Source organism: Virgibacillus siamensis (genome assembly GCF_039522605.1).
In the GTDB taxonomy this organism is placed as follows: domain Bacteria; phylum Bacillota; class Bacilli; order Bacillales; family Amphibacillaceae; genus Lentibacillus; species Lentibacillus siamensis.
In genome coordinates, this window is record NZ_BAAADS010000025.1 from 455,163 (window position 1) to 472,564 (window position 17,402).

The following is a 17,402-nucleotide window of genomic DNA, read 5'->3' on the forward strand; positions in this document are numbered from 1 at the left end:
ATCCACTCATTTCATTATATGATTCACCATTCCCTCGCCAGCACTCTGTATAAGGCACAGTCATGATAGTGATCATACAAATATTCTGCATCCCTGATAATACCTTCCTGTTTCAAATCAAGTCGTTCAGGGATTGCCCTGCTTTTCTCATTTCCAACACCACAATAAATTTCAACCCGGTTCAGTTTATATTCGGTAAAAGCCTGGTCGATTAATGCCCTTACAGCAGCTGTCATAATCCCATGACCTTGGTAACTTTCCGCGAGCCAGTAACCAATAGTTGTTTTTCGGTTGGACCAATCAACACTGTGAAACCCTACCATACCCGCCAGTTTTCCCTTGTATAAAATACCGGCTTGATAACCGTCATGCTCCGAAAATTTTTTCAGCCACATTTCAATAATTGGCTCGTAATCCGCCACCTGTTTCATGCTGTCAACCCACGGAAGCCACTCTCTCAAGTAATCCCTTGACTCATCAACCAAGTCAAATAACGCTTTCGCATCTTCCTGCTCCAGTAATTTTAATGATATATCATCATTGACCTTCATTGTAAACATATAATCTCTCCCTGCAATTCTATTACGTTACTAATTCGTATCATCCAAAAAATTTTTCAAAAAGTCTTCAAACTATTTTTGAATATAAATTTCACATATGACAGCTATACCATGTTCTACGTACGCTCTCTATTCTCCTGCCACTTCCCAACAAAATTTGACTGGTTTTTCATATTCCAGCCATTCAGCATCCGGTCCTCTTTTAATTTCCAATCAGTTAGGGAATACTCTGCTTAAACAATGCATTCACGAATGACAATGCGTTAATTTAACAGGAGGTCTTGTATATGTGGACAGCAATTTTATGGGGTGGTGTTGCTGGATCAGCCTCACTGCTGGGAGCGTTAACTGTTCTCATATTCGATGTTAAAAAAAGAATAATCGGCTACATCATGGCGCTTGGTGTTGGGGCATTGATTGCAGCGACCACATATGAACTGCTCGGTGAAGCAGTTGAACAGGCCGGTTTTTTCGAGGCAGCGATTGGCTTTCTAGGTGGTGCGCTTATTTTTACCGTTTTTGATAGTTTTGTTTCAAAAAAAGGCGGTCACAAGCGTAAACATTCGGAAGGCAGAAATACTGCGGAGTCCGATAAAAGCGGTTCCGGACTGGCGATTTTCATCGGGACTGTTATGGATGCCATTCCTGAATCAGCGATGATCGGGGTCAGTCTTATCGGTGGTCATTCAGTCGGATTGTCGCTGGTTGCAGCAATTTTTATAAGCAACTTTCCGGAAGGTTTATCAAGTACCGTCGGATTACAAAAAGATGGTTATTCCCGTGCCAAGGTTTTTGCCATGTGGGCTGCTGTTATAATCTTTTCCGCACTAAGCTCCCTCGCTGGTTTTGCGCTGCTGGACAAAGCAGGTGACAGTGTTCAGGCAATCATCAGTGCTTTCGCAGGCGGCGGTATTACTGCCATGATTGCCTCGACCATGATGCCGGAAGCATTTAAAGAAGGCGGTCCGGCAGTCGGATTTATTACAGCTGTTGGAATATTTATCACACTGATGCTTGGCAGCTTATAATAATCTTGCCGAACCATAACATGATGAATCATAAAGTGAATGTCTTACAGGGGCTATTTAAATGGCAGCCAGGAAAAACTGCCACCAAAAACATCACGAACATCATGAATAATAACAAATGCTTCCTGATCCATCGAAGTAATGATCCGTTTCAATCTAAATACCTGATACCTATTTATGATGACATAAACCATATCCTTGGATTCCTTGGAATAGCCCCCATAACTTTTAAATACCGTAGCACTGGTTTCCAATTGTTTAATAATCTCATCGGCTACTTCTGGTGCTCTTGCCGAGATCACACTGACTGCTTTTTTCGTATCGAGTCCTTCCACAATAAAGTCGGTTGATTTTTTGCCAATATAAAGTGCAATAACCGTGTACATAATATTCAATGGGCTGATTACGAACAATCCTGACGCCACAATCATTGAATCAATAATAAAATTCGTTCCAGTCAAATCCCATCCCAAGTTATGATGGAACATTTTCGCAATCAGTGTGGAGCCTCCCATCGAACCGCCGGCACGAAAAATCATGCCCGTTCCGATTCCGATGAATACACCAGCAAAAATGGCTGACCCGAGCGGATCTCCCAGCGGCTCAACTTTTCCTTCTGTTATATAAATAAAGAAAGAAATGAGTGGAATGGTTAGAATAGACATCATCACCATCCGTCTTGGCAATACCCGGTAACCAATCAACAACACGGCCGAGTTTAGAATAAACGTTGTAATCCCTGGCGACCAGGTAAAAGCATAATGCAAAATAATGGAAAGCCCGGGAATTCCGCCTTCCGCCAAATGATTTGGTATAACCAAAAATGTAAGGGAAAATGCATAAATCATGGAACCAAAAACAATCAATAGGATATCTCTTACCAATTTATTCAACGTTTTATTCACCTCCATCAAGGACCATGTCTTCACTCCAAAGATTCCCTTTCATGATCATATTTAATCTTGTTTGAATGCTGATTTTTTCACACACGCTACAAGTTATTATTCACTTTTTCCACATTTATCACATATTCATTCCAAATCCTTTTACTATCATAAGAAAATGGAGTTAGAAAAAAATAAAATGCTTAACAATGACAATGAAGAAAGACGGTGGAAACAATGGAACTTTTAAGTGTTAATGGCCTATGCCATTTAGTTGGTGTTCCACAAGACACAATTATGAATTGGGTAGAGGATTTTAATTTCTATATTCCAGAAAAGAACTTTCAAAATGTTACTTATTATCATTCTGAAGCTATTGACGTATTAAAATTCATCAAAAAATGTAAAGAACAAGGATATGAAAAGAAACAAATAATGGAAATGCTCACGAATAATAATATTCCAGTTCCGGTTGAAAAAACAATGGAGGATGAGCAGCAAGCATTGGATTATGATGAGAATTACAGGGAAAATATTTTAACAGTTATGCAGACAATCGGGAAAACCGTCGCCAATGTCGCCAACCAAAAGGAAACATTAGATGATCTGCAAGAACAACAACATGAACACAATAAGCGAATCAAAAATACGGAAAAACAGCTTGAAGAAATAAATAAATTAAAACAGGAAATCCAATCATTGAAGCAAGAACATACACCTGCAAAAGAATATGAAATGAAGAAGGAATCTTTTGCAAAGCTATTTAAAAACAATTCTTAAGCAAGTGTTAATAAATCAAGTCTAAAGGAGCAGAAATCATGTCACAGGAAAAAAATTATTCAAAAGAATTGGAGAATTTCAATTCCGCCGAAGCGATTAAAGGGAAAGAAAAGCATTTCTCTGAAAACAAATATATTGCTAAACTCCTTAAGTATGCAAAGAAAATGGGAGACAAAATCTCCTACTACAGCCTGCTTTTATTTTATGGTTTAAAAAGTCCCGATACTCCAAAATCAACTAAATTGACTATGGCTGGTGCACTCGGGTACCTTATACTGCCCATAGATGTTGTACCGGACTTCATTCCATTAGTTGGATTTGCAGATGATGCAATGGTGGTTATTTATGCATTATCTAAAATAAAAGCTTATATCGATGATTCGATTAAACAAAAAGCACATCAACGAATGAAGAAGATATTCGGTGAAAACTATGATGAGAATAATGAAATAGAAGAGGATTTCAAACCGGAAAAGGAATCCTAGCTCAATATAACATTATCCAGCATTGGAAAGAGCAAAAAGAGAGCTGACAGCATGGTCAGCTCTCATGGCAATATTATTTTTCATCATCCTTGGTTGGTTCGTCTGAATCTGAATGTGAAGTGTCGGTTACGTGTTCATCATGATTTTCATCTTCTCCATCTATCTCAGCTGCTTCACTTTCATCCGAATCTGGTGTGGTGTTCTTTTCCAGCGAGCTGGCGATTTGCCCCAACTCACCTTTCAGATTACTTTTTCCGGAAATATTGTTGATGATTTCATTCAAATCCAGACCGGTCATCTGTGCAAGACTTTCCTGCAGATTAGTCATGGTGTTTGTTACATTCCCGGTGAAATTACCGACTCCATCGCCATTTCCGCCGTCCATAATACGAATGGATTCCACATTGCTAAGTGGTTCGGATACGGATTTTGCAAAGTCAGGAAGCATCTTGATCATCATTTCAACCATCATTACTTCTTTGTGCTTATTCAGTGCTTCAGCGCGTTTTTCAATTCCTTCCGCTTCAGCCAGACTTTTTGTTTTTATAACTTCAGCTTCGGCGTGACCTGCTTTTTCACTTGATTCCGCTTCAGCTTCTGCCGCTTTTATCCGCTCATAATATTCAGCGTCCGCTTTCTCTTTTCGGACTTTTGCTTCCTCTTTTTCCAGTGCAACGTTACGTTCGCGTTCAAGCTGCTTCAGGCGTAATGATTCTTCCTTATCCTGCCTTGTAACTTTGAGTCGTTCTTTTTCAACCTGCAGTTCACGCTCAGCTTTTTCCAGATCATAGGCTGCCTCCGTTTTCGCGCGTGCTTTCTCGGTTTCTTCTTTGAAAACAGCATCTTTAATCTCTTTGTCCTTACGAGATTCTGCAATTGAAATTTCTCGCTCATATTCTTCCCGCTTCGTTTCTTCATTCATCTGCGCAACGTGAACTTTGGTTTCACGGTCATTGGTAGCCTCAGCAATTTCCGCATTCTTTTTAACTTCTGCTGTACGCGGACGACCAAGGTTTTGCAGATATTCACTTCCTTCATCATCCTTGAGATCCGTTAAACCAAGGCTTGTGATTTTGAAGCCCATTGCATCCAGTTGATTTTGCGCAATGTCCGTAACCTGACTGTTGAAACTTTCGCGGTCGTTATTGATTTGTTCCACCGTCATTTTGGATAATATAGCGCGAAGATTGCCTCCCAATACTTCCGCAATATCATGTTCAATATCCTTTTGGTCTCTGCCCAGAAATTGTTCAGCATACTTGGCAATGCCTTCCAGCGAATCCGCAACTTTTATCATCGCCACAGCTTCCCCGACAATTGGAACCCCTTGCTTCGTGTAAACAGTAGGTGTTGAAATTTTCAGCTGGAACGCTGTCAATGAAACCGGTGTATGTGTCTGAAACATACGGAGACGGTGCCCACCGCCGCGGATAACTTTTAAATATCTTCCTTCCTCGTCACGGAAAACATTATGATCTTTTTCAGGGTCTCCCAATTTTGGACCCGTGATAATCAGTGCGATGTTTGACGGAACGGTTTTATATTTTATTTTCATATAAATAAACCATCCAATACCGACAATAATAGCTAAACCGATTATTAATCCCACAATAAAAATAATTTCCATAAAAGAAGTCTCCCCCAATTTCACTTATATTTCCTTTCACAATAAATATTCTAACAAAGGTACTTAATGAATTGGGAAAAAATCGTATATTTCTTTTTTTCTTTTTCAGGGAAAGTTTTTCGATTAAAAACTTGCATTCTACACAATGATAAGATATAATTCTGTAAACTTAAACAGAATGAAGGAACATTGAAGAGGGAAAGTAAGATATCGTTATTTTTCTGCAGAGAGCTTCGGCAGCTGAAAAGAAGCAAAAGTACGTATCTGAACAATGGCCTCCGAGTTTCGTGCTGAACGTATCGACTTGATATCAGTAGGTTCCGGCGGGTTCGGCACTCGTTACCAATGCCAAAGTATCCAAAGCCGCATGAGCTTGCGTACTTAATGAGGCTGTATGTGCGAGCATACAGTAAAGTAAGGTGGTACCGCGTAAACACAACCACGTCCTTACCGAATGTGATATTCGGCATGGGCGTGGTTTTTTAATTGCCAAGGGATAATGATGTTTTCCGGGCGGTATCCTAAGTATCAACAAAAATGAAATGGGGGAATCGAACATGAGTAAAAATTTAGTGCTACAAACTGACTTTGGATTAAGTGATGGTGCAGTAAGTGCGATGTATGGTGTTGCTTTATCGGTTGCTCCAGCGCTGCGAATATTTGATTTAACACATGACATCCCGCAATTTAATATTTGGGAAGGCTCGTACCGGCTTTACCAGACCATCTCCTACTGGCCCGAAGATACTGTTTTTGTTTCGGTTGTAGATCCTGGTGTCGGAACCGATCGTTTAAGTATCGTTGTTAAAACAGCGGAGAATCAATATATTGTTACACCGGACAATGGCACACTTACACACATTAAGCAGAATATCGGCATCACAGCAGTCAGGGAGATTGATGAGCGGGTAAACCGTTTGCCAAAATCAGGTGATTCATATACATTTCACGGCCGGGATGTTTATGCATACACAGGAGCGCGCCTCGCTTCAGGTACGATTCAATTTGATGAAGTTGGCCCGGAGTTAGATGTGGAGGACATCATTGAAATCGAACATAACCAATCCTACATGGATGAAGATGGCATTGTACACGGCAATATCGATATTCATGATGTTCGTTTTGGCAACCTCTGGACAAATATTAACCATGATTTATTTAAGGAAGCCAATTTTAAATATGGGGATTCCTTTGAAGTGACCATTGCCAACAACACCCGGCAGGTTTATAAAAACATCATGACATTTGGGCGTTCGTTCGCCGACAGTCATCTTGGAGAACCGCTCATCTATGTAAATTCCCTTGATAAACTTGGCGTTGCCATTAACCAGGGTTCTTTTGCGAAAGCATACCAAATCGAAACCGGCATGAACTGGAAAATCACCATTCGCCGTGCACCTAAAATCGTGTACAATGAGTAAAGAATGATTTTTTGAACGGGTGGGGATAAAATGGATCCAAAATGGCTGGGGTGGGCAAAGCAAATTCAATCGGCCGCACAGGCTGGCATTGCCTACTCCAACAATGCATACGACACGGAACGATATGAAGAACTGCAAAATCTGGCTGTCGAAATCATGTCTGAATATACGGAAGTGGACCAACCAACGATAAAGGAATTATTTGCAAATGAAACCGGCTATGCCACACCTAAAGCAGATATTCGGGCTGTCGTCTTTCAGGATAATAAGATCCTTATGGTTCGGGAAAAAAGTGATGGCGGCTGGTCATTGCCAGGCGGCTGGGGCGACATCGGATTAACACCAAGTGAAGTGGCCGTAAAAGAAGTCAAAGAAGAATCAGGATTTGACGTTAAAGCGGTAAAATTAATCGGGGTGCTGGACAAAAAATGTCATCCACACCCGCCGTCTGCCTATCATGTTTACAAACTATTTATCCAATGCGAAATTGTCGGCGGACAACCTGCTGAAAGTATTGAAACAAGTGCAGTGGAATTTTTTGGTGAACACGAACTGCCCGACCTGTCAATCAGCAGAAATACAGAATCACAGATTAAGCTGGCCTTCAGACATTTGCATAACCCGCTGGAAGGTGTTTATTTTGATTGATTGAAAAAGAAACCGCTAGCTTGCCGAAATATTTTTCCGGCACATTCAAGTAATAATCCGGCACTTTTTAAATTTATTCAGCACTTTTGGCGCTTTCTTCGGCGGGTTCTGGCTTTTTATCAGCGGGTTTCGCTTTCTGGACATTTCTCTCGCTCATTTGAATGCAAAAAAATAAGTGAAGGTGCCAAATGACACCTTCACCTTCTACTTTAATTTAAATAAACATGCTAACAATCAGCGACATACCAAAACCGACAAATCCAATAATTGTCTCCATTACTGTCCAGGATTTCAGTGTATCTTTTTCAGATAAGCCGAGGAATCGGTTAACCAGCCAGAATCCAGAGTCGTTTACGTGTGATGCAATGGTAGCACCTGATGCGACGGTGATTACGAGCAAAGCAAGAATTGGCCCTTCCAGCCCAAGCGTGTCGATAACAGGTGTAATCAAACTTGCCGCGGTAACCATAGCGACGGTTGCCGAACCCTGTGCAATACGAACAGCACCGGCTACAAGGAATGCAAATACCAACACCGGAATGTTCAGATTCTGCATCGTATTGGCAATGATATCGCCAATTCCTGTTTCAACCAGCACCTGACCGAACACACCACCGGCACCGGTAATCAAAATAATGATACCGGCTGGTTCCAGTGATTTCGTGGCAATCTCCTGTATTTCTTCTTTGGAGTAGCCGCGGCGTGTACCAAGCAAATAGAATGTCAGCAATGCTGTGATTGTCAAGGCCACCCCCGGATTACCGATGAATGTCAACGCTGATCTGACAGTACTGTCTTCCGGGAGGGAAGCACTTGTAAACGTGTTCAGTAAGATCAGAAATAATGGCAAAAGTATCAGTGAAGCTATCATCTTGAAACTTGGTAATTCTTTATCATATTCCTTACCGCGTGCATCTTCCGCCATGTTCTGCAGCATTTCTTTCGGAACTTCCACATGGATTTTTTTCGAAATATATGTTCCGAAAATTGGACCGGCAATGATTGCAGCTGGAATACCTGCAATCAAACCGAACAGAATAACCCAGCCAAGGTTGGCATCCAGTAGTGATGCAACCGCGATTGGACCCGGAGTCGGCGGTACAAAGCTGTGTGTAACCGCTAGACCGGCAAGTAACGGAATCGCGAAGAAAAGCAATGACTTTTTCATTTTTTGTGCCAGACTGTATAAAATAGGTACTAAAATAACAAATGCAACATCGAGAAATACCGGTATCGAAATGATGAAACCTGTCAGCATCAGTGCCCAGTTAACACGCTTCTCACCGAATTTATCCATTAATGTCATGGCAAGACGTTCAGCACCGCCGGATACTTTCAGAATTTCACCGAACATCGCACCGACACCGATGATAACGGCAATTTCAGCGACTGTTCCTCCCATTCCATCACTGACGGCCTGTAATACTTTCTCCGGACTCATGCCGGACAATAAGCCGATAATATAACTGACAACAAGTAGTGCAATAAATGCCTGCAGTTTTGTCTTGATAACAAGAAACAGCAATAACGCTACGCCAAATACTGCTAGTAAAATCAGTCCTGTAGTGGACATGTGGTCTCCCCCTCATCATGTAAAATCTTTAACCAATCCTTCTTAGAAAACTTGGTTGTCACCAAGCCTTTAGGTGACAGCCATAGTTGCACTTATGCAGTATGAAAGGATTTTATACTTAACTTCCAAAAAATTACCACTCGGCAACGGTGCCATCGAAATGCCGCCAGATTGGATTCTTCCAATCGTGCCCTTTTTTAGCCGCTTCGATAACCCGTTCTTCATTAATATCTACGCCAAGTCCCACCCCCTTAGGTATTTTTACGGATCCATTTTCATATTCAAAAACTTTCGGATTAACCAGGTAATCCAAAAGGTCGCTCCCCTGATTGTAGTGAATACCAAGGCTCTGTTCCTGAATGATGCAGTTTGGTGTGCACGCATCAAGCTGAAGTGATGCAGCAAGATTAATCGGTCCAAGCGGTGCATGCGGTGCGACCGCGACATCAAATGTTTCTGCCATGACAGCAATTTTTTTCGCTTCCAAAATCCCACCTGCATGAGACAGATCCGGCTGGATAATATCAACTACACCGTCAGTCAGCATTTGCTTAAAGCCCCAGCGTGTATAGTTGCGTTCGCCGGTTGCAATCGGAGTTGTCGTGTGATTGGCAATATCCCGGAACGCTTCCATATTTTCAGCAAGTACCGGTTCTTCGATAAACATCGGACGGTATGGCTCCAGTTCTTTGACCAGGATTTTTGCCATCGCCTTATGAACACGTCCATGAAAATCAATGCCGATGCCAAAGTCATTTCCAACCGCTTCACGTATAGCTGCAACCCTTTCAACAGCAGCGTCCACTTTTGAGTAACGATCAATATAGTTCATTTCCTCGGTGCCGTTCATTTTGATTGCCGTAAAACCGGCGTCAGCTTTTTCTTTCGCAGCAGCCCCGACATCCTGAGGCCGGTCCCCCCCAATCCAGGAATAAATCTGAATGTTATCACGGACCGCACCGCCAAGCATTTCATAAACCGGCATATTGTAATACTTGCCTTTAATATCCCACAATGCCTGCTCGATTCCAGAGATGGCGCTCATCAGAATCGGTCCGCCGCGATAAAAACCTCCACGATATAAAACCTGAAAATGATCTTCAATCGTGCGCGGATCTTTTCCAATCAGATAATCCATCAGTTCGGTTACAGCAGCACCAACCGTATGGGCACGGCCTTCGACAATCGGCTCACCCCAGCCGCTGATCCCTTCATCTGTTTCGATTTTCAAAAACAGCCAGCGTGGTTCAATCTGATACAGGTTAAAATCAGTAATTTTCATTGTTACACACCTTCAATCGCATCGATAAATTGTTTCGCGTTTGCCGTCATCGCCTGCAAATCATCATTCGTCAGCGGAGAATCTGTTCTGACAAGTGCACTGCCAAGACCTGCTGCAACGGCACCTTTTTCAAAATACTCCCGCACATTGGACACGTTCACCCCGCCGGTTGGCATAAGAGGAACGTGTGGCATTGGTCCATGCACATCTTTTAAATAACCGGGACCCATTACACTTGCCGGGAAAACTTTGATTAGATCTGCGCCGTGTTCATACGCTGTCAGGATTTCCGTTGGTGTCAGGGCACCAGGAATACTGACCACGCCATACCGTTTCGTCATCTTAATTGTTTCCGTGTTGACAGTCGGAGAAAAAATAAATTTCGCACCTGCCATGATAGCTGTCTGGGCTGACTCCGGATCCAAAACCGTACCAGCACCAACAACCATTTCCCCATCAAATGCCTTATTCAGCTCCCTGATGACGCTTTCCACTTGCGGTGTGTCCATCGTTATTTCCATAATGCGGATTCCACCGTCAAAAAGCGCCTCCGCTATTGGCATCACATCTTCCGGATTGGCTCCCCGCACAACTGCGACCAGTTTATGGTCTGAAATTTTCTGCAATGTATTTATCATTAAAACATTCTCCTTATCGTTCGACATCTCCCTGACTCCGGCTTTGCACAAAATTCAGGAGACGCTCTTTTTCAGGCAATCCTTCCACATCACCGGGCGCCATTGTCACCATCGCTCCGACAGCATTGGCCCGCCGGACAGCTTCATGTAAATCCAGGCCATCGAGCAAGCCGGAAAGAAAACCGGCTGAAAAACCATCCCCGGCACCAACTGGATCAACCACTTCCGAAACTTCAAACCCTTCCACATATCCATCAAAATTCTGATCCGAATAATAAGCACCTTGCTTGCCCAGTTTCATGACAACAACGGTCACCCCATATTTCTGAAACTGCCTGGCCAGTTGATCCGGCGATCCGCTGCCAAATAAAAATTCTGCTTCATCCATTCCCGGCAGCACAATATCCGCTTTTGAGACCAGCTCAAGCAAAACTTCCCGTGCTTTTTCCTCCTGCCAAAGCTTACGTCGCAAATTCGGATCGAACACGACGAGTACACCGTGTTTTTTCGCTGCTTCAACAGCGCTTAAAACGGTTTCATAGCAATGCTCACTCAATGCCGGTGTAATCCCGGTTATATGCAAAAATTTCGCGCCGGCGATATAGGATTCATCCATATCTTCAGGACGCATTCTGCTAGCGGCAGAATTTTTCCGGTAATAGTTCACCCGCCATTCACCGGGCGCAAGTTTTTCCTTAAAAAACAGGCCGGTGTCAGCAGATGCATCGAAAATCACCCGGGTTGTGTCAACACCTTCACCTCGAATAAACGCACGAATTTTTTTGCCGAATTCATCATCACCAAGCCGGCTGATCCAACCCGCTTGAAATCCAAGCCGCGCAAGTCCAATCGCGACATTGGATTCTGCACCTGCCACCCTCGTGGTAAAACGATCAGTATTCCGCATTGGACCGGTATGTTCCGGCACAAACAGTATCATCGTTTCCCCCAGTGTCACAACATCCATTACATCACCTCTCTTGCAGGACTGAACGTCAGTCCTTGCTCAAATGTTTCTGCTGAAAAGCTGCAATCGTTTCATATTCGTGGTTCAGCATTCGGGATAGCCGAATATAGATCGGCAGCAATTCCCGGTAAATATTCGTGGTTTCCTCGTCCGGATTATGCGTATTCGTATCACCGACCATTTCTGAAACAATACTGAAATCGTCTATTTCACCAGTCGCATACATTCCGAGTACCACTGCACCGAGACAAGAACTTTCAAAGCTTTCCGGAACGATAACAGGCTTATCGAAAATATCCGCCATCATCTGGCGCCATGTTTCCGACCGGGCAAATCCTCCAGTTGCCTGGATGCTTTTCGGCTCTCCGGTCAGCTCTTCCAGGGCAAGCAGCACCGAATACAGATTGTAAAGTGTTCCTTCCAGCACCGCACGGACCATATGCTCTTTTTTATGATGAATGCTTAGTCCAAAAAAGGATCCACGCGCATTGGCATTCCATATTGGAGCGCGTTCCCCTTTTAGATAGGGATGAAAAATAAGCCCATCAGCACCGGGATTGACACCGGAAGCAATTTTTGTCAGCACATCATACGGATCAATCGATAACCGTTTGGCAGTTTCCACTTCTGAAGCAGCAAATTCATCGCGCAGCCACCGCAATATAATGCCGCCATTGTTGACCGGGCCACCGATTACCCAGTGGTTCTCCGTCAGGGCATAGCAGAAAATCCGCCCTTTTGGATCTGTTTTAGGTTCATTGTAAACGGTCCGGATCGCGCCACTCGTCCCAATCGTAACCGCGATAACACCTTCATCAATCGCGTTGACTCCGAGGTTTGACAGCACGCCATCACTTGCCCCGATTACGAACGGAACATCTGCACCGATACCCATATATGTACGATGTTCTTCCTTCACATCTGTCAACTGATGAGTTGTCGGAACAATTTCGGATAGCTGCCCACGTGTGATACCCGTCAGTTCCAATGCACCTTTATCCCAATCCAATGTTTGCAGGTTAAACAATCCGGTGGCAGAAGCAATCGAATAATCAATCACATATTTACCGAACAGTTTACGAAAAACATATTCTTTCATCGAAATAAATTTCCGCGCCTTGCTGAAAATTTCCGGTTTCTCGGCTTTCATCCAAACCAGTTTTGCAAGTGGGGACATCGGATGAATCGGTGTTCCGGTTCGCAAATAAATCTCATGGCCATCATATTTTTCCTTTATCTCACGGGCATAATCAGCTGCGCGAGTATCAGCCCAGGTAATGCTGTTCGTCAGCAGTTCATCCTTATCACCAACTGCAATCAGACTGTGCATTGCACAACTGAATGAAATGAGACGGAGCTGATTAGTTGAAACGTTGCTTTTGCGGATTGTCTCCCTGATTACCCCAAGCACTGCATTAAATATCTCTTCCGGATTCTGCTCCGCCACTAGTGTATCCGGTGTATGAAGTGGGTAGTTTATCGTATGTGTCGTCTCTACTTCCCCGTTTTTCCGGTACAGAACAGCTTTCGTGCTTGTCGTACCAATATCAACGCCCAAGTATAAATCCTGCTGCTTCATCGGTCTTCCTCCTTAATAAACCTGGCTCACCGCAAAGAGTAGTGGCGAACCTACTTTTTCACAACATCGTGTCCACCGAATTCGTTTCGCAATGCTGCCACCACTTTTCCGGAAAATGTATCATCTTCCTGTGAGCGGTACCGCATCATTAATGAAAGCGCAATAACCGGCGCTGCAGCCTGTAAATCAAGCGCTGTTTCCACTGTCCACTTTCCTTCACCGGATGAATTCATCACACCACGAATTTCGTCCAAATTGGCATCTTTTGAAAAGGCATTTTCCATCAATTCCATCAGCCAGGAACGGATAACCGATCCATGGTTGAATACGTTGGCAACCTTTTCATAATCATAGTTAAATTCACTTTTTTCCAGAATATCGAACCCTTCGCCAATTGCCTGCATCATGCCATATTCCATACCATTATGAACCATTTTCAAAAAGTGGCCGCTGCCGCATTTTCCTGTATACAGATACCCGTTTTCAAGCGATACATCACGAAACAGCGGCTCAATTTCGTTAAATTTTTCCGCATCGCCGCCAACCATCGTACAAGCACCTGCCCTGGCTCCATCGACTCCACCGCTCGTACCGCAGTCAAAGAAATAAATTCCATGTTCTTCTAATCTTTCGGCACGCTTCAATGTATCTTTATAGTTTGAGTTGCCGCCGTCAATCAATATATCTCCTTTTTCCAGCAATGGCATCAATTCATCGATGACTGCCGTCGTAACTTCACCCGCCGGAACCATCAGCCAAATCTTTCTCGGCACTGGCAGACTTTCCACCAATTCCGTCACGGATGCCGCCAGACGAAATCCATCACTGGCAACGCTTTCAGCTGACGCAGTATGTTTATCAAACCCGATCACCTTATGCTGATGATCCAATAAATTCAACGTTAAATTAAGACCCATCTTGCCGAGGCCTATCATTCCTATTTCCATGATGTCCTCCTACTTTTATGAAATTAAATTCCGTGTTTTAATTATTATATCAAAAAAAATTCCGTATGCAATGTTTTGAAAAAAATATTTTTCATTTATAATAGAAATACAGAAAAAACAGAAGGAGAAATTTGGATGGTAAACAATAACCAGCATTGCCTTGCCAGCATACGAAGTAATTACGGTAAGTTCAGCGATAAGGAAAAATCAATCGCCGACTTTATTTTAGAGAATCCCCAAAATATTATTCACCATACAATTAATCAGGTATCGGAAGAATTGGGGGTAGCGGAATCCACCGTATTCCGCTTCTGCCAGCGTGTTGGCTTTAAAGGTTTTCAGGCGTTGAAAATTGCACTTGCTGCTGAAGTCGTGACACCGATTAAGGATATCCATGAAAAAATAAATGAGGAAGACAGTATCGGGACGGTTTCGGAAAAAGTTTTCCGCTCCAACATCAAGACAATTGAGGACACCCTGCACATACAGGATGAAACTGTCATCGAAGGCGCAGTGGAAGCTATCCTGAAAGCAAGTAAAGTCCATTTTTTCGGCAGTGGCGGATCTGCCGTTGTTGCGATGGATGCCTACCATAAATTTATCCGCAGCGGGATTGATATCAACGTGAATTTGGATGCACATATGCAGATTATGGCTGCCTCTCAATTGACAAGCGAAGACCTTGCTATTCTGATTTCGCACAGCGGATCAACCAAAGACCTGCTGGATATTCTGCAGGTTCTAAAAGAAAACAACGTCACAACAATTGCCGTCACAAATTTTGCTAAATCTCCGCTTACCAAGGTAGCAGACATCAACCTATACACAGTGGCGGAGGAAACTGACTTCCGCTCGGAGGCACTGTCATCCAGAATCGCACAGCTGACCATTATTGATGCACTTTACACAAACGTCATGATCGCAAATAACGAAGCAGGCCAGGAAGCACTGCAGAACATGCGGCGCGGAATTAGTTTGAAGCGGCTGTGAAGTTCGAGGACCAAGTATCCCTGTTTCCACAGTTTGATTCCTACTGAAGGAAGACTGATTTCATTTTCTCCCATGGAAAATGTATTCTTTCAGCCTTCATGTCACAAACACGGAAATAAATACTGGATTTACGAAGGGAGGTATCACATCCATGTCTACGTTATCGCGGGAACCGTACCCGCTGAAAGGGAATAATGTAATGATTACCGGGGTTAGCCGCCGGCAGGGGATTGGCTATGCAATTGCATGTCAGGCAGCCGCGTGGGGAGCATCCGTAATCATTCATCATTATCAGCCACACGATAAAGAACAACCATGGGGTGCCGATGATTTGCATCACGTATTAGAAGGGATCGAATCAGAACTAATCGATGGAGCATTTTTATTTGATGTAAGCGGAGACTTCGCTGACCCGGAAATACCGGAGAAACTAATAGATGAAATAAATGAGAAATGTGGACACATCGATGCACTCATTTGCAATCATGGGCTGAGCGGAAGTGATGGTGCAATTGGTGAGTTAACAACGGAAATGTTGGACAAACATTATGCCGTTAACACACGTTCTTCCCTGCTTCTGACGCAATGTTTTGCTTCACAGCATGATGCAAAAAGAGATCGCGGAAAAATTATTTACATGACTTCGGGACAACGCTTAGGTCCAATGCATGGGGAAATTGCATACGCCGCGGCTAAAGGTGCATTAGCTGACATTACCACCACAATTGCCGACCAGCTTGCCGATGAGAATATAACGGTTAATACAATTAATCCTGGTCCTGTAAACACCGGTTATTTGAATAACGAAGCGTGGAATACGATGAAGCCGATGTTTCCGTTTGGACGATTCGGGCAACCAAAAGATCCTGCCCAGCTGATTACTTGGCTCTTAACCAATGAAGCTTCATGGATTACCGGACAAATTATAAATACCGAGGGAGGATTTGCCCGTTGGCGGCCGTGAACAAACAGAAAGGAGTTCTAGCTAGCTGCTATAACTCCTTTTGTTGTCCGGTTAAGCCCACCACACGTCAACGGGCTTATCTTTTATAATCAGCGGCTTCAAATTTCGTACTGCTGTCTGGAAGCCTTCCTCAATTGACATGAGCGGATCCTCATGTTCGATGCTGACGGCATGATCATACCCATACGTCCGGAGTGCGCTGATCATATCCGTCCATTCCTGTGTACCATGGCCGCACCCGACCGAGCGAAATGTCCATGCACGGGTTTGCACTTTATCATATGGCTGCATATCAAGCAGACCATACATATTTACATTATCCTGGTCAATGTACGTATCTTTGGCATGGAAATGATGAAGTGCACCAGCTTTCCCGAGAATCTTAATCGCTCCTACAGGGTCGATTCCCTGCCACCACAAGTGACTCGGATCAAGGTTCGCCCCAATTGCCGGTGACGTTGCTTCTCGCAGCTTCAGCATCGTGTGCGGCGTATGGACAAGAAAGCCTCCATGCAATTCCAGTCCAACCTTCACATTGTGTTCTTCCGCGTACTTACCCGCATCCTTCCAATACGGTATCAGCTTCTCTTCCCATTGCCATTCGAAAATATTGCTGTACGCTGTTGGCCACGGTGCTACCGGCCAATTCGGATATTTTGCATGTTCATGATCGCCTGCCGTTCCGGAAAAACAATTCACAACAGAAACACCAAGCATTTCGGCGAGTCGGACCGTTTTTCGAAATGTTTCATCGGACTCTTTTGCATATACAGGGTCTGGCGAAATCGGATTAGCATGACAGCTGAAGGCACTGATGGATAATCCGCGCTTATACACTTCATCCATATATCCCTTACGTTTGCTTTCACTTTCAAGTAATGCATCAAGATCACAATGGGCATTCCCCGGATTGCCGCCCGTACCAATTTCCACCGCATCCAATCCGGACGCCTGAACATAATCAAGCATTTCAGTAAATGACTTATCCCCAAATATAACGGTAAACACACCAAGTTTCATCTCTTCATC

The 17,402-nt window shown here is 43.6% G+C and carries 17 protein-coding genes and 1 other annotated feature; of the genes, 7 read left to right on the forward strand and 10 right to left on the reverse strand.

Annotation, left to right across the window (positions count from 1 at the left end; all coding sequences use genetic code 11):
- Positions 1-23: 23 nt before the first annotated feature.
- Complete coding sequence (locus tag ABD010_RS17450; RefSeq protein WP_343816046.1) at positions 24-560, reverse strand: GNAT family N-acetyltransferase; 537 nt, start codon at positions 558-560, stop codon at positions 24-26.
- A 287-nt stretch (positions 561-847) separates the two neighbouring features.
- Between ABD010_RS17450 and ABD010_RS17455 the strand changes: the two genes are divergently transcribed.
- Entirely contained in the window at positions 848-1,588 is a 741-nt protein-coding gene (locus ABD010_RS17455) for a ZIP family metal transporter (protein WP_343816049.1), read from the forward strand.
- A 53-nt stretch (positions 1,589-1,641) separates the two neighbouring features.
- On the opposite strand, the gene ABD010_RS17460 is transcribed toward ABD010_RS17455, so the two are convergent.
- Positions 1,642-2,517, reverse strand: a complete 876-nt coding sequence (locus ABD010_RS17460; protein WP_343816051.1) for a YitT family protein — start codon at positions 2,515-2,517, stop codon at positions 1,642-1,644.
- Positions 2,518-2,709: 192 nt separating this feature from the next.
- Here ABD010_RS17460 and ABD010_RS17465 point away from each other — a divergent pair, with 192 nt between their 5' ends.
- Entirely contained in the window at positions 2,710-3,252 is a 543-nt protein-coding gene (locus ABD010_RS17465) for a MerR family transcriptional regulator (RefSeq protein WP_343816405.1), read from the forward strand.
- Between the two features lie 38 nt (positions 3,253-3,290).
- Positions 3,291-3,737, forward strand: coding sequence for a YkvA family protein (locus ABD010_RS17470; RefSeq protein ID WP_343816054.1), 447 nt, complete (start codon positions 3,291-3,293; stop codon positions 3,735-3,737).
- A 73-nt stretch (positions 3,738-3,810) separates the two neighbouring features.
- Here the strand turns inward: ABD010_RS17470 and ABD010_RS17475 are convergent, their stop codons facing one another.
- Positions 3,811-5,364: a flotillin family protein gene (locus ABD010_RS17475; RefSeq protein ID WP_343816057.1), complete on the reverse strand. Its 1,554-nt coding sequence runs from the start codon at positions 5,362-5,364 to the stop codon at positions 3,811-3,813.
- A 180-nt stretch (positions 5,365-5,544) separates the two neighbouring features.
- Positions 5,545-5,816, forward strand: a binding site (T-box leader).
- Positions 5,817-5,921: 105 nt separating this feature from the next.
- Between ABD010_RS17475 and ABD010_RS17480 the strand changes: the two genes are divergently transcribed.
- Positions 5,922-6,785: an SAM hydrolase/SAM-dependent halogenase family protein gene (locus ABD010_RS17480; protein ID WP_343816060.1), complete on the forward strand. Its 864-nt coding sequence runs from the start codon at positions 5,922-5,924 to the stop codon at positions 6,783-6,785.
- A gap of 30 nt (positions 6,786-6,815) precedes the next feature.
- Positions 6,816-7,433 carry an NUDIX hydrolase gene (locus ABD010_RS17485; protein WP_343816062.1) on the forward strand — a complete coding sequence of 206 codons (618 nt, stop codon included), beginning with the start codon at positions 6,816-6,818 and terminating at the stop codon, positions 7,431-7,433.
- A 214-nt stretch (positions 7,434-7,647) separates the two neighbouring features.
- Here the strand turns inward: ABD010_RS17485 and ABD010_RS17490 are convergent, their stop codons facing one another.
- The 6 genes from ABD010_RS17490 to gnd all read right to left on the reverse strand — a co-directional run bounded on the left by ABD010_RS17490 (position 7,648) and on the right by gnd (position 14,419).
- On the reverse strand, positions 7,648-9,006 hold the full coding sequence (locus ABD010_RS17490; RefSeq protein ID WP_343816065.1) for a GntP family permease: 1,359 nt from the start codon (positions 9,004-9,006) through the stop codon (positions 7,648-7,650).
- 133 nt (positions 9,007-9,139) lie between these two features.
- Entirely contained in the window at positions 9,140-10,288 is a 1,149-nt protein-coding gene (gene dgoD / locus ABD010_RS17495; protein ID WP_343816067.1) for a galactonate dehydratase, read from the reverse strand.
- A 2-nt stretch (positions 10,289-10,290) separates the two neighbouring features.
- A complete protein-coding gene (locus ABD010_RS17500) occupies positions 10,291-10,953 on the reverse strand; it encodes a bifunctional 4-hydroxy-2-oxoglutarate aldolase/2-dehydro-3-deoxy-phosphogluconate aldolase (RefSeq protein ID WP_343816069.1) in 663 nt (220 codons plus the stop codon).
- Entirely contained in the window at positions 10,940-11,893 is a 954-nt protein-coding gene (locus ABD010_RS17505; protein ID WP_343816072.1) for a sugar kinase, read from the reverse strand. The genes ABD010_RS17500 and ABD010_RS17505 overlap by 14 nt, the downstream gene beginning before the upstream one ends.
- Positions 11,894-11,921: 28 nt before the next feature.
- Positions 11,922-13,472 (reverse strand): gluconokinase, encoded by a 1,551-nt coding sequence (gene gntK / locus ABD010_RS17510; RefSeq protein WP_343816075.1) that lies wholly within the window; start codon positions 13,470-13,472, stop codon positions 11,922-11,924.
- Between the two features lie 50 nt (positions 13,473-13,522).
- Positions 13,523-14,419, reverse strand: coding sequence for a phosphogluconate dehydrogenase (NAD(+)-dependent, decarboxylating) (gene gnd, locus ABD010_RS17515; RefSeq protein WP_343816078.1), 897 nt, complete (start codon positions 14,417-14,419; stop codon positions 13,523-13,525).
- A gap of 135 nt (positions 14,420-14,554) precedes the next feature.
- Here gnd and ABD010_RS17520 point away from each other — a divergent pair, with 135 nt between their 5' ends.
- Entirely contained in the window at positions 14,555-15,409 is an 855-nt protein-coding gene (locus ABD010_RS17520; protein WP_343816080.1) for a MurR/RpiR family transcriptional regulator, read from the forward strand.
- Positions 15,410-15,560: 151 nt separating this feature from the next.
- Positions 15,561-16,373, forward strand: coding sequence for an SDR family oxidoreductase (locus ABD010_RS17525; RefSeq protein ID WP_343816082.1), 813 nt, complete (start codon positions 15,561-15,563; stop codon positions 16,371-16,373).
- Between the two features lie 51 nt (positions 16,374-16,424).
- Here ABD010_RS17525 and ABD010_RS17530 read toward each other — a convergent pair whose 3' ends face one another.
- Positions 16,425-17,393, reverse strand: coding sequence for a sugar phosphate isomerase/epimerase family protein (locus tag ABD010_RS17530; protein WP_343816085.1), 969 nt, complete (start codon positions 17,391-17,393; stop codon positions 16,425-16,427).
- Positions 17,394-17,402 lie beyond the last annotated feature (9 nt).